Consider the following 12,644-nt stretch of genomic DNA (forward strand, 5'->3'; position numbering starts at 1 on the left):
GCCACCTCCATGTCGATAAATCCGAACGCAGCGCAGGCGCCAAGCCGTATCAGCTCCGAACACCTGACCTATGTGCATTTGAACCAGTTGATCGAACCGAATGACTTCACCGCATCGGCCTTGCTGGAGCTCATGAGCCCCTCGGAACTGCTGAGCCTGATCCGCAAAGAGGACTTCATGCCCAGGGACCTGAAACCAAGAGTGGAGGAAATCCTGGGATTCAAGACCTCCTCGAATATGGCGCAAGATCTCAAAGCGGCATTAACCCGATGGCGGAAACGGCTGCCGTTAAGCAACCCGCAGGCTGCGTTGGACACCGCCGCGCGACTCCAAGGGGGATTACTGATCCCTGGCGACGATCAGTGGCCGACGCAGCTTGATGACCTCAATCTGGGACGTCCGCTGTGCTTATGGTGGAGGGCCGCCGACCCGGCATTCCTCGGCGGCCAGCAGATGGGACGCAACGTGGCTATCGTCGGCTCACGCGATGCCAGCGACTACGGCGATCAGGTGACCTTCGACTTGAGCCGTACATTGGCGCTGCAGGGATACAGCATTGTTTCAGGAGGCGCCTACGGTATCGACGCAAGTGCCCACCGGGCAGCGTTGACCGTGGATGAGTGGTCCGCTGCGAACCCGCCGACGATCACCGTCATGGCCGGTGGCATTGACAGGCTCTACCCATCGGGCAATAGCAATTTGCTGAATCAAATTGTGGCGCGAGGTGTGCTGTTTTCAGAAGTTCCCCCGGGTACGACATCTGCCAGATTCCGATTCCTGAATCGAAACAGGATCATCGCGGCACTGAGCCGTTTGGTGGTAGTGACCGAAGCCCGGCACCGTTCGGGTGCGCTGAATACTGTTGGCCACGCTGTTGACTTGGGGCGTGATGTCGCCGCGGTCCCTGGCAGTGTGTTCGCCCCGAATTCTGCAGGTTGTCACCGGTTGATCGGCGAGGGAAGCGCTGTCCTGTTGACCTCGCTGCAAGACGCGCTGGCACTGGTCGGCGCGCAGCACCCTGCTCAGGCTCCGAAAGAAAACTCCGCGCCGAAACGTGCCACCGATCAACTGGGCCGCGACGAAGGCATGATCTACGACATCATGTCCTTCTCGAAGCTGATGCTTGTAGATGAGATTTCCGCGCGCAGCGGTATCCCGATCATTCAGACGTTGCCAGCTCTGGGGCGGTTGGAAGACCTCGGCCTGGCAGGCACTGACGGGTTGTCATGGAGGTTGCTCTACCAAGGCAAATGATCGCGGTCGGGTAAGCTCGGTGGTGATGAAGCAAGAATCCGCCTCGAAGCAATCAGCCGGGCCGTCAGCGAAGTTTTCAGAACCAGTTGCAGACTATCTGGAGTACCTGCAGCGCGAACGCGGGCGCAGCGAGAATACTTTGCGAGCCTACGATGTTGACCTGCGAAATCTCGGGCAGTTCCTCAACGAGCGCGCCGCGGACCCATCCTTGAAACAGGTTTCTGTTGACATGCTGCGAGACTGGCTGGCCTACCTTCACGAGTCCGATGTCTCACGCACTACATTGGCGCGCCGGATCTCGGCGGTTAAGAACTTCTTCGCCTGGGCGCTCAAGCACCAGCTCATTGAAGCTGACCCGGCACTGCGGCTGGCAGCACCCAAAAAAGAGCGGCGTCTGCCGCATGTTCTTCAGCCCAGCCAGATTGACAGGCTGCTCTCGGATGAAGCGGCTGCGTCCGAGGGAACAAGCAACGTGAATGGCGTCGAGGATAAACAAACGAATGACTCGAAATCCTTGGCTATCCAGTGCCGCGACAAGGTCATTGCAGAGTTGCTCTACGCCTCTGGTCTGCGTATCAGCGAGCTGGTTGCCCTGGACATCGCAGATGTCGATTTTGAACGAAGGACCTTGCGCGTGCTGGGTAAGGGCAACAAGCAGCGCGTAGTTCCATTTGGCAAACCTGCGGAGCGGGTGATTATCGATTGGATTCGATCCCATCGCAGGATCTTGGCATCCGAGTCGGCAGGAGACGCTCTGCTGGTGGGAGTCCGTGGCGCCAGGCTCAATGTCCGGCAAGCACGTGAAGTCATAGCCACGGCCCTGCGCCTTCTTGGAGACACCTCGGCGAGCGGTCCTCACGCACTACGCCATACTGTGGCTACACATTTGCTCGACGGTGGGGCCGACCTGCGAGCGGTACAGGAATTTCTCGGGCACGCTTCGTTGGCGACAACCCAGCTTTACACGCACGTTTCCGTGGAGCGATTGCGGCAAAGCTATCGCCAAGCCCACCCGCGGGCCTGAAGATTTCCACCCAATCTGGGAAAGTCTTCGATCCGGGTGGCGAAAAGTGCCCTTCATCGGGCAAAATAGAAGTATCGGCGGCGAAAGCACCTGTTCGATGTTGACGTAGGGGAAGACGATCAACACCGTAACGGAGGATGGCATGTCTGCACCGATGACCAGAGGCGTGATATTTGTACATTCCGCCCCTGCAGCGCTATGCCCGCATCTCGAATGGGCGATTGGGTCCGTGCTTGGTACCCCAGTCAAGATGGACTGGGCCGAACAACACGTCGCACCCGGATTTTGCCGCGCCGAAATTGAGTGGGTAGGCCCACAAGGCACTGGCGCGTTGCTTACCAGTGAAATGCATGGCTGGCAGCACTTGCGTTTCGAAATCACTGAGGATCCAAGTCCAGGCGCTGATGGCAGCCGTTGGTCTGTCACCCCGGACTTGGGGATCTTCCACGCGACCGTGGATGTTGCGGGCAATATCATGGTCGGTGAAGAACGCATTCGCTGGGCCTACGAAAAGGGCGACGGCAACCCATCCGTGTTCTATCAGGAAATGTCGATCGCCCTCGGTGAAGCCTGGGACGAAGAACTTGAACCATTCCGGCACTCTGGCGATGAGTCGCCTGTACGATGGCTCAACCAGGTGGTATAGCGACTGGTTATTAAGTCTCTGGGTGTGTTTACATCTGCATCCAGTCAGACCCCGGTGGTGCGGGGTTGTTACCAAAAGAAGTGGGATCCCTGTTTGGGATCCCACTTCTTGATTCAACGCTGATGGCCTAGATACGTAGTCGATGATGGTGCTAGACTCGTTGGCGATGAAGACCAGTCAGGCTTGCAATAGCCACTCCCGGAACGGCTCCCTGGTCGTTCCCTGATTCGCGGGCCTCCCGGTGTCCGAGATATTCAACGTACAGAATTCTCGGACACAACATGAAAGGGAGACATGACCGCACGATTTAACCACACGATCATCGCTTCGCTGGATCCCCGGCGCATGGCGAAGTTCTACACGGGCCTGCTAGAAGCGAAGCCCGCCCCGCATTGGGGACCATTCCGCAACATCAGCCTCGACGGTGGCGTGCTGCTCCAGTTTGCAACGCCACCGATCGACTTTCCGCCCCAGCACTACGCTTTCTTGCTCGGCGAATCGCACTTCGACCGCGCATACCGGAGGATTTGCACGGCAGGAATCGAACACTGGGCGGACCCGCAACGACAGCGCCCCGGATCGATCAATCATGAGCATGGCGGCAGGGGAGTGTATTTGCTAGATCCGTCAGGCCACTATCTGGAATTGCTGACCAAGGGGTATCTGGACGGATGACCTAGCGCATGACATCGAAGACGTTCTTCTGGATGCCATTCGAGTAGGTCTGGGAATCCACCAGGTGCAGCTTCTGCGCGTCCAAGCTTTCTAGGCTGAACAGTCGCTTGCCTGCGCCCAGCAGCACCGGGAATACGAGGAGGTTGTACCGGTCAATGAGCTGGTGCTCCTGCAACGAGCGGACCAATGTTGCTGATCCGTGAATGCTGATTGGTCCGCCTTCGCCGGCGCGCAGGCGGGCTACATCGGAGACCGAACGCAGGATCGTGGTTTCGCCCCAGTTCTCCACCAGATCCTTCTCGGCCAGGGTCGTGGAGAGCACATACTTTGGCATCGCGTTATAGTGCGGAAATTCTTCGGTCATCGAGGGCCAAACTGGGGAGAAAGCCTGATAACTGATTCGGCCCAATAGCATGGCTGAAGCTTCAGCCTGCTCGGTTCCCTTGAGTTCATATGCGGCTGGATCGAATTCGACGCTGTTCATGGTCCACCCGGAATTGCGGTAATCGGGTTCCCCGCCCGGTGCTTCGACAACACCGTCGAGTGAGACAAATGCGGTGGCGATAAGTGTGCGCATGAGGGCAGCTCCTGACCTGAGGAAAGCAAAAAGTTCCGCATCAACTGGGCGGATCTTGAGCGTAGCAAGCACAGGCCAATGCGGACAACTATTTCTGGCGAAGCCGGGCGAATAAACGCCGATGGGCTGGGCCAAGGAAAACCTTGGACCAGCCCATCGGCAATCAGCTTCAGGAAGCTCAGGTGTGGCTAGACGCTGCGGATAGCGACGACAGCGTTGTGGCCTCCGAAGCCGAAAGAGTTGTTCAGGGCCACGATGGTGCCTTCAGCTGGCAGCGGCTTTGGCTCCCCGGTGACAACCTTCAGCGGGATCTCTGGATCCTGGTTATCCAGGTTGATCGTCACTGGAGTGGTGCGGTGGTAGACAGCCAGTGCGCACAGGACCGATTCAACGGCACCAGAGGCGCCTAGCAGGTGGCCCATCTGCGACTTGGTTGCCGAGACCCACACGTTGTCCAGCTGATCGCCCAGGGCGTTCTTCAGCGCGGTGTATTCCGGTGCGTCGCCCACTGGGGTGGAGGTCGCGTGCGCATTGACGTGCACGACGTCCTCTGGCTGGATCAAGCCGTCGTACATGGCGGCTTTCAGCGCACGGGTGGCACCCATGCCCTCTGGATCCGGAGCGGTGATGTGGTGCGCATCGGAGGTCACGGAGGAACCAGCCAGCTCGGCGTAGATGCGAGCGCCACGAGCCAGCGCGTGCTCTTCGGCTTCCAGCACCAGAGCGCCGGCGCCTTCACCCATGACGAAGCCATCGCGGTCAACATCGTAGGGACGCGAAGCCTTGGCCGGATCGTCGTTGCGGCGTGAGAGGGCATGCATGGAGGCGAACGCGGCCATCGGCATCGGGTGGATGGCGGCTTCCGCGCCACCGACCATGACCACGTCGGCTTTGCCGGAGCGGATCAGGTCCAGACCGACGTGCATGGCTTCGGTACCCGAAGCGCAAGCGGAGACCGGGGTGTGCGCACCGGCTTCAGCGCCGAGATCCAGCGATACGGCAGCGGCTGGGCCGTTTGGCATCAGCATCGGCACGGTCATCGGCAACACGCGGCGCGGGCCCTTTTCGCGCAGGGTGTCCCAGGCGTTGAGCAGGGTCCAGACGCCGCCAATGCCGGTAGCGAATGCGACGGCCAGCTTATTATTGTCGATCTCGTCCTTGTTCAGGCCGGAATCGGCCCAGGCTTCGCGCGAGGCAACCACAGCGAATTGCGTGGAAGGATCCATGCGCTTGGTTTCTGGGCGGGAGAGCACCTCGGTGGGCTGAACGGCAGCTCGCGCAGCGAAGGTGACCGGAAGGTCGAATTCCTTCACCCAGGAATCCTCTATGGTTGCGGCGCCAGAAACGCCCTTCAAAGCGTTCTCCCAAAGGGTTGGGACATCTCCGCCGATAGGGGTGGTGGCTCCGAGACCGGTGATCACTACTTTGCGCGCCATCATCAAACTCTCTACTGTGCGATTAAGAAATTTAGGGGACCGGCTTGACGTACCGGTCGGTGTGCGCGGCTTGCCCGCACAACGGGGGTGGCGGTAAACGCCGAAAGCTTAGGCCTGTGCGCCGGCGATGAAGTTAACAGCGTCGCCTACGGTCTTCAGGTTCTTGACTTCCTCGTCCGGAATCTTAACGTCGAACTTCTCTTCTGCCTCTACAACGATGGTCATCATCGAGATCGAGTCGATGTCCAGGTCCTCGGTGAAGGACTTGTCCAGCTGCACGTCTGCTTCGTCCAGGCCGGTCTCGGAGTTGACGATTTCGGCGAGGCCCGCCAGGATTTCTTCGTTGCTAGCCATGGATGGCTCCTTTTCTTCAGTTGCCGGAGGACTCCGGTGTTCATTGTGGCTGTTACAAGCCCCTGCGGACAGGTTCCCGTCTTAAGCCGGTGTGCTGAAACCATGGTGCATTGGCATGCCCCGCAGTTTCGTCGGTTTAAAGCTTAGGCCAGAGATGAGCTTGCCGGTGGCATCATGGCTGTTTCGGCGCGCAAATCTTTGTGTGACTCCGGTTAGCCGGCGGTATGCTCGGCGACGAAGGCCTTGGCTGCCTCCAGATCGGCAGGCGACTTGACCGCCAGGGTCTTCACGCCCTTCAGTCCGCGGCGAGCCAGTCCGACCAGGGTTCCGGCGGGAGCCAGTTCCAGGACTCCGGTTACGCCAGCAGCGGCCAGGGTCTCCATGCACAGGTCCCAGCGCACCGGGCGCGAGACCTGGGCAACGAGCGAGTCGAGGTTCGACGGTCCATCGGCGACCGGCTGGCCATCGAAGTTGGACAGCAGCTGGACGCTAGGATCGGCCGGAGTGAGCGTATCAGCCAGCTGCTTGAGTGCGCCTACCGCTGGCTGCATGTGCGAGGTGTGGAATGCGCCGGCGACCTTCAGCGGAATCACGCGCGCCTTGGCTGGCGGGTTCTCGGCCAGCTCGGCGAGCTGTTCGGCGGTGCCGGCGGCAACGATCTGCCCGCCACCGTTAGCGTTGGCCGGGGTGAGGCCCAAACCGTCCAGAGTCGAGAGCACTTCTTCGGGATCGCCGCCGAGGACGGCCGCCATGCCGGTCGGGGTCGCTGCTGCTGCCTCGGCCATGGCGTTGGCGCGCACCTTGACGAAGTTCATGGCGTCGGCTTCAGCCAGGGCGCCGGTCAATGCCGAGGCGGTGATCTCGCCAACCGAGTGGCCGGCGACGATGCTGCCGGCTGGCAACTGGTCGCCGAACAGCGCGCGGGCGGTCACCAAGCCTGCGGCGACGATCAGTGGCTGCGCAATGGCGGTGTCCTTGATGGTCTCCTCGTCGGAGACGGTGCCGTGGGCGGTGAGGTCACGCTCGGTGATGGCGCTGAGGGCGGCCAGATGATCGGCAACACCTTCGACTTCGAGCCATTCGGCGAGGAAACCTGGGGTCTGGGAGCCCTGTCCGGGGCAAACGATTGCTAACACTCTTACAGCTTTCCAAATATCAGGAGCTTTTGGCGCTTCATTTCGGTACCAAGCTCGAGGTGACTGTTTGTGGGAACTCTACAAAAGCTTATCGCATGGCGAACCAAAGTTCCCATGTAATGCGCTATGAGCGAGCGCAAAGGTGTGCTGCGTCATGCATTGTCTTTGGGTGAAGCCTACAAGTTGAACTCATGGAGCCGGCCGTAGAGCAGGGCCGATTGGAGCACGAAGGCATCCCGTGGCACCAATGGGTCCCAGCCGCTGACTTCGCTGACCCGCTTGAGCCGGTAGCGCACCGTATTGGCATGGACAAAAAGCTCACGCGCCGTGCCTTCCAGGGAATGGCCCAAGGCCAGGTAGCTCGATAGCGTGTCCAGCAGCCCGTTGGACGCCTGCTGCAGCGGCTGATAAACCTGTTCGATCAGCGCGGTGCGGGCCAGCTGATCACCATTGCTGGCCCGTTCTGGCCATAGGTCATCGGCACTGACCGGGTTGGGTGCCTGTGGCCATGCGCGGGCCGCGCTGTAACCGGCGACCGCGGCGACCGCGGCATGGTGCATGTCCTTCACAGTGGCGGCCAGCGGTGAATAGACCACCGGGCCGGGGCCGAAGAACCGGGTGAAGCGGGTGAGGTCAACCTCGTCGAACTTGGTATCCGAAAGCATCAGCACCGACCGGTCGCCGAGCACCCCGACCAGCGAGTCGCGCGAATAGCGGGTGGCGACCCGGCGCAGGGTCGAGACGAAGGTCGCGGAGTTGGCAGCCGGAGTGGTGCCCACCAGAATGCGGATGTCCTTCTGCGATTTCCAGCCGATGGCGGCGATCCGGGAGGCCAGCGAATCGTGGGCTTCGCCATGGAGCACCGCATCCACCACGTGGGCTTCGAGCCGGGAGTCCCAGGCGCCGCGGGTTTCGGCGGCGCGGGCGTACACGTCGGCGGCGGCGAACGCGACCTCGCGCGAGTAGCGCAGCACCGCTTCGCGCAATGCCGCTTGTTCGGACTCGGTGGCGATGTCCGGAACCTGGGATTCGACCACCTCCACGATGGTGCGCAGAAGCCCCAGGGCTTTTTGCAGCGAGATCGACCGGGTCAACTCCGTGGGCGCGGCGCCGAAAACGTCTGTGACCACCCAGGAGGGGGTGGAGGACGGGTCCTCGTACCAGGTCACGAACGTGGAGATGCCTTTTTGGGCGATCAGGCCCAGGGCCGCGCGCTCGTTGGGTTCCAGGGACCGGTACCACGGCAGCTGCTGGTCCAGGTATTTCAGGGCGGTGGTGGACAGCACGCCGATATGGCTTTGGAGCCGCTTGAGCGTTTGCGGGCTCGGCGGCTGGTGGTGGCTGGATCGGTTTTTTGGTGTGGCGGCATCGAGTTCGGGACTCATGATTCCAAGCTTAGTGACTTTTGCCCCGCAATGCGCATGTCAGGCAGGGTTATTAAAAAGCGCCTGCCCCGCTACGGAATCACCGTCGCGGGGCAGGCGCAGAACACGGCACGTGGTGCCGACCCTCAGGTCTAGGCGTCGCCGCCTGCGTTGCCGGACTTGCCGGCGTTCGGGTTGTTCAGATCGTACTTGGCGTGGGCCTTCACCGCGGTGTCCGCAGGGATTTCGCCACGCTCAACCAGCGACTGCAAGGTCTGGACCACCAGGGAGTGGGCATCGATCTTGAAGAAGCGGCGGGCTGCTGCACGGGTATCCGAGAAGCCGAAGCCGTCAGCGCCCAAGGTGTGGAATTCACCTGGGACGTATGGGCGGATCTGCTCAGGGACTGCGCGCATGTAGTCGGTGGTCGCGATGACCGGGCCCGGGGTGGACTCCAGCTTGGAGGTCACGTACGGGGTGCGGCGTGCCTTGGATGGGTCGATCAGCACTTCGTCGTCGGCGTTCATGCCGTCGCGAGCCAGTTCGTTCCACGAGGTCACGGACCAGACATCGGCGGAAACGCCCCACTCTTCGGCGAGGATTTCCTGTGCTTCCAGAGCCCAAGGCACGGCCACGCCCGAGGCCAGCAGCTGTGCGCGCGGGCCGTCGGTGGTGGCTTCCTTGAGCAGGTGGATGCCCTTGATGATGCCTTCCACGTCAACGTTTTCCGGCTCAGCTGGCTGGCTGATTGGCTCGTTGTACACGGTCAGGTAGTACATCACGTTTGGATCCTGGTGGGTTCCGCCGTACATGCGATCCAGGCCGGAGCGCATGATGTGGCCGATCTCGTAACCGTAGGCAGGATCGTAGGTGATCACTGCCGGGTTGGTCGACGCCAGGATTGGCGAGTGGCCATCCGCGTGCTGCAGGCCTTCACCGGTCAGGGTGGTGCGGCCGGCGGTAGCGCCGATGATGAAGCCGCGAGTCATCTGGTCGCCGGCAGCCCAGAACTGGTCGCCGGTGCGCTGGAAGCCGAACATCGAGTAGAACACGTAGATCGGGATCAGCGGTTCATCGTGCGTCGAGTAGCTGGTGCCGGCCGCGGTGAATGCCGCCACAGCGCCGGCCTCGTTGATGCCCGGGTGGATCAGCTGGCCTTGAGGGGATTCCTTGTAGGCCAGAACCAGGTCGCGGTCTACGGACAGGTAGTTCTGGCCACCTGGGTTGTAGATCTTCGCGGTCGGGAAGAACGAGTCCATGCCGAAGGTGCGCGATTCGTCGGGGACGATCGGCACGATGCGGTGGCCGAATTCCTTGTCGCGCATCAGGTCCTTGAGCAAGCGGACGAAGGCCATGGTGGTGGCTGCCTGCTGCTTGCCGGAACCGCGCTTGGCGATGGCGTAGGCCTTGTCGCCAGGCAATGGAAGCTTGACCGAGCTCTCCTTGCGGCGGGTTGGCACCGAGCCGCCCAGAGCCGCACGGCGTTCCATCATGTACTTGTACTCGGCCGAATCCTCGGCAGGGCGGTAGTACGGTGGCGAGTACAGGTCGGCTTCGAGCTGCGCGTCGGTGATCGGGATGCGCAGGTGATCACGGAACTGCTTGAGGTCTTCCATGGTCAGCTTCTTCATCTGGTGGGTCGCGTTGCGAGCCTCGAAGTGCGAACCCAGGCCGTAGCCCTTAACGGTCTTGGCCAGGATGACAGTTGGCTTGCCCTTGAATTCAACGGCTGCCTTATATGCTGCGTAAACCTTGTGGTAGTCGTGGCCACCGCGCTTCAGGTTCCAGATCTCGTCATCGGTCATGTCGGCAACCAATTCCTTGGTTTCCGGACGCTGGCCGAAGAAGTGCTCACGCACGAAGGCACCGGACTCAGCCTTGTAGGTCTGGTAGTCGCCATCCGGGGTCTGGTTCATGATGTCAACCAGGGCGTTGGTCTTGTCGGCTTCGAGCAGGGCATCCCACTCGCGGCCCCAAGTTACCTTGATGACGTTCCAGCCGGCGCCGCGGAAGAAGGCTTCCAGTTCCTGCATGATCTTGCCGTTACCGCGAACCGGGCCGTCAAGGCGCTGCAGGTTGCAGTTGATGACGAAGTTCAGGTTGTCCAGCTTCTCGTTGGCTGCCAGCTGCAGGAAGCCGCGCGACTCTGGCTCGTCCATTTCGCCGTCGCCCAGGAAGGCCCAGACCTGCTGGTCGCTGGTGTCCTTGATGCCGCGGTTCTGCAGGTAGCGGTTCAGCTGAGCCTGGTAGATGGCGTTTGCCGGGCCGATACCCATCGACACGGTCGGGAATTCCCAGAAGTCAGGAAGCGAACGTGGGTGCGGGTAGGAAGGAAGCGCGTGGCCTTCCTTGGAGTGCTCCTGGCGGAAGCCGTCCATATCCTCTTCGGACAGACGGCCTTCGAGGAATGCGCGTGCATACATGCCAGGGGAAGCGTGGCCCTGGAAGAAGACCTGATCGCCGCCGCCTGGATGGTTCTTGCCACGGAAGAAGTGGTTGAAGCCAACTTCGTAAAGAGTGGCCGCACCCGCGTAGGTGGAGATGTGTCCGCCGACGCCGATGGCTGGGTTCTGGGCACGGTGCACCATGATTGCTGCGTTCCAACGCATGAATGCGCGGTAACGGCGTTCGATGGCTTCGTCGCCCGGGAAGTCTGGTTCCTGATCCACAGGAATGGTGTTCACGTAGTCGGTGGTGGTCACATGGGGGACCCCCACGGACTTGGCACCTGCACGCTGCAAAAGCGAGCGGATAATGAACTGAGCACGCTCGGTGCCCTGGGATTCTACGAGAGAATCAAACGAGTCCATCCATTCCTGGGTTTCCTCAGGATCCTGATCTGAAAGCTGGTAAGTCAACCCGCTACGGATCTGGGAGATGTGTTCCTCTACAGCCACTGAAGCTCCTTGATTGAATTGCGGCTCCGCTGCGTTGCAGTTTTCCACTGCGATGCGACGGTTTTGGGACAACGGGTGCAGTAACACTGGAGTGATGTGCACTGTCGGTTCATATGCAACTCTAATGTCATTTTTGCGGGCTTGGGAGCATATTTCTGGTCCAAAAACCGCTTAAATCTGACTTATAAAGTGACTTACACAATATCGTATGGGAGCTATCTGGATAATGCACCTGTCGGTATGATGTGGACCACCGAATTCTGGGTTATATTTGTTCGGCGTGTTATTGCTGCAGCGCTTGAATGGAACAGGAAAACCGTGTTTCGTTGGTAGTAACGCTTTGCACCAGCAGGAGGAATGAAGTGAGCGACGCCGTATCGGCAAACCTGGAGCCCGCCAAAAAAATGGGGTTCCAAAATGAAAACCTTATTCAGGAACTGGGTTACGACGATGACGTGGATTACGATCTGCGTGACTCGATCGAGGATCTGATTGGTTCAGAGCTGCTCACCGAAGAGGATCATGACGTTGTCGACGCAGTTATCTTCTGGTGGCGCGATGGCGATGGAGACCTTGTAGATTCGTTGATGGATGCGTTGAACTGCTTGGAGGAGAGCGGCGTAGTCTGGCTGCTCACCCCGAAGCAGGGCCGCGAAGGTCACGTATCCCCAGCACTAATTCAGCAGGAGGCGCCAAGCGCTGGCCTGCATGTGACGACCAGTGAAGGCGTATCGGAGGACTGGTCCGCAGTCCGCCTGGCCCCACGTAAGAAGAACTAATGATTCAAGCAGGTTCGCGCCTGTTCGATTTCTCGCTGCAAAATCAATACGGCGAGTCGATAACCAGCACAGGGCTTTCCCAAGGCCGAGTGCTGGTTGTCTTTTACCCGTGGGCATTTTCGCGAGTCTGCGGTTCGGAGCTGGCGGCGCTTAATGAAGAACAGGATTACTTTGCCCAACGCGGAGTGCGGGTCGTTGGCATTTCCGTCGACCATAAATTCACGCTTCGCAACTATGCGGAATCGATGGAACTGAAGTTCGAGCTACTCGCGGATTTCTGGCCACACGGGGAAGTGGCGCGGCGCGTTGGAGCTTTCGACGTAGATCAAGGCGTGGCGACCAGGCTCTCGCTGCTCGTCGACGATGGCGTGGTTCGCAATATTTTCCATGGTGCGATGAACGAAGCGCGCGAGATTCAGGACTACAAGGACGCCATCGATGCCCTGTAGGGATGGCTGAAGTTGATTGTGCTCCAGTTCACGCGGAAAATGCGGTTCTCGAT

At 60.3% G+C, this 12,644-nt stretch carries 12 protein-coding genes; 6 read left to right on the top strand and 6 right to left on the bottom strand.

Annotated features, from left to right (window positions below; all coding sequences use genetic code 11):
* Nucleotides 1-9: 9 nt before the first annotated feature.
* From dprA to OF385_RS07235, 4 genes are all read left to right on the top strand, one after another.
* Nucleotides 10-1,254, top strand: coding sequence for a DNA-processing protein DprA (gene dprA, locus OF385_RS07220; protein WP_264277656.1), 1,245 nt, complete (start codon nt 10-12; stop codon nt 1,252-1,254).
* A gap of 25 nt (nt 1,255-1,279) precedes the next feature.
* Nucleotides 1,280-2,278: a tyrosine recombinase XerC gene (locus tag OF385_RS07225; RefSeq protein WP_319019274.1), complete on the top strand. Its 999-nt coding sequence runs from the start codon at nt 1,280-1,282 to the stop codon at nt 2,276-2,278.
* 142 nt (nt 2,279-2,420) lie between these two features.
* Nucleotides 2,421-2,924, top strand: a complete 504-nt coding sequence (locus OF385_RS07230) for a DUF3145 domain-containing protein (protein WP_264277658.1) — start codon at nt 2,421-2,423, stop codon at nt 2,922-2,924.
* 294 nt (nt 2,925-3,218) lie between these two features.
* The gene (locus OF385_RS07235; RefSeq protein ID WP_264277659.1) at nt 3,219-3,599 is read left to right on the top strand and encodes a VOC family protein; all 381 of its coding nucleotides are present in this window, start codon (nt 3,219-3,221) and stop codon (nt 3,597-3,599) included.
* Nucleotide 3,600: 1 nt separating this feature from the next.
* Here OF385_RS07235 and OF385_RS07240 read toward each other — a convergent pair whose 3' ends face one another.
* From OF385_RS07240 to aceE, 6 genes are all read right to left on the bottom strand, one after another.
* On the bottom strand, nt 3,601-4,176 hold the full coding sequence (locus OF385_RS07240; protein WP_264277660.1) for a dihydrofolate reductase family protein: 576 nt from the start codon (nt 4,174-4,176) through the stop codon (nt 3,601-3,603).
* A 188-nt stretch (nt 4,177-4,364) separates the two neighbouring features.
* Complete coding sequence (gene fabF / locus OF385_RS07245) at nt 4,365-5,612, bottom strand: beta-ketoacyl-ACP synthase II (RefSeq protein WP_264277661.1); 1,248 nt, start codon at nt 5,610-5,612, stop codon at nt 4,365-4,367.
* 108 nt (nt 5,613-5,720) lie between these two features.
* A complete protein-coding gene (locus OF385_RS07250; RefSeq protein WP_022876609.1) occupies nt 5,721-5,966 on the bottom strand; it encodes an acyl carrier protein in 246 nt (81 codons plus the stop codon).
* Between the two features lie 212 nt (nt 5,967-6,178).
* Nucleotides 6,179-7,102, bottom strand: a complete 924-nt coding sequence (locus tag OF385_RS07255) for an ACP S-malonyltransferase (protein WP_264277662.1) — start codon at nt 7,100-7,102, stop codon at nt 6,179-6,181.
* 176 nt (nt 7,103-7,278) lie between these two features.
* Nucleotides 7,279-8,487 carry a PucR family transcriptional regulator gene (locus tag OF385_RS07260; RefSeq protein WP_264277663.1) on the bottom strand — a complete coding sequence of 403 codons (1,209 nt, stop codon included), beginning with the start codon at nt 8,485-8,487 and terminating at the stop codon, nt 7,279-7,281.
* 131 nt (nt 8,488-8,618) lie between these two features.
* Nucleotides 8,619-11,363 carry a pyruvate dehydrogenase (acetyl-transferring), homodimeric type gene (gene aceE, locus OF385_RS07265; protein WP_264277664.1) on the bottom strand — a complete coding sequence of 915 codons (2,745 nt, stop codon included), beginning with the start codon at nt 11,361-11,363 and terminating at the stop codon, nt 8,619-8,621.
* A gap of 404 nt (nt 11,364-11,767) precedes the next feature.
* On the opposite strand from aceE, the gene OF385_RS07270 reads away from it, so the two are divergent.
* Nucleotides 11,768-12,142, top strand: a complete 375-nt coding sequence (locus OF385_RS07270; RefSeq protein WP_264277875.1) for a DUF3052 domain-containing protein — start codon at nt 11,768-11,770, stop codon at nt 12,140-12,142.
* The gene (locus OF385_RS07275; protein WP_264277665.1) at nt 12,142-12,591 is read left to right on the top strand and encodes a redoxin domain-containing protein; all 450 of its coding nucleotides are present in this window, start codon (nt 12,142-12,144) and stop codon (nt 12,589-12,591) included. Before OF385_RS07270 ends, OF385_RS07275 begins: the two co-directional genes overlap by 1 nt.
* Nucleotides 12,592-12,644 lie beyond the last annotated feature (53 nt).

It is taken from the genome of Glutamicibacter sp. JL.03c (genome assembly GCF_025854375.1).
In the GTDB taxonomy this organism is placed as follows: Bacteria; Actinomycetota; Actinomycetes; order Actinomycetales; family Micrococcaceae; genus Glutamicibacter.

Bases quoted from the DNA above. Each gene is read 5' to 3' on its own strand.
- dprA (WP_264277656.1), top strand. From the start codon at position 10: ATGTCGATAAATCCGAACGCAGCGCAGGCGCCAAGCCGTATCAGCTCC.
- OF385_RS07225 (WP_319019274.1), top strand. From the start codon at position 1,280: ATGAAGCAAGAATCCGCCTCGAAGCAATCAGCCGGGCCGTCAGCGAAG.
- OF385_RS07230 (WP_264277658.1), top strand. From the start codon at position 2,421: ATGTCTGCACCGATGACCAGAGGCGTGATATTTGTACATTCCGCCCCT.
- OF385_RS07235 (WP_264277659.1), top strand. From the start codon at position 3,219: ATGACCGCACGATTTAACCACACGATCATCGCTTCGCTGGATCCCCGG.
- OF385_RS07240 (WP_264277660.1), bottom strand. From the start codon at position 4,176: ATGCGCACACTTATCGCCACCGCATTTGTCTCACTCGACGGTGTTGTC.
- fabF (WP_264277661.1), bottom strand. From the start codon at position 5,612: ATGGCGCGCAAAGTAGTGATCACCGGTCTCGGAGCCACCACCCCTATC.
- OF385_RS07250 (WP_022876609.1), bottom strand. From the start codon at position 5,966: ATGGCTAGCAACGAAGAAATCCTGGCGGGCCTCGCCGAAATCGTCAAC.
- OF385_RS07260 (WP_264277663.1), bottom strand. From the start codon at position 8,487: ATGAGTCCCGAACTCGATGCCGCCACACCAAAAAACCGATCCAGCCAC.
- OF385_RS07270 (WP_264277875.1), top strand. From the start codon at position 11,768: ATGGGGTTCCAAAATGAAAACCTTATTCAGGAACTGGGTTACGACGAT.
- OF385_RS07275 (WP_264277665.1), top strand. From the start codon at position 12,142: ATGATTCAAGCAGGTTCGCGCCTGTTCGATTTCTCGCTGCAAAATCAA.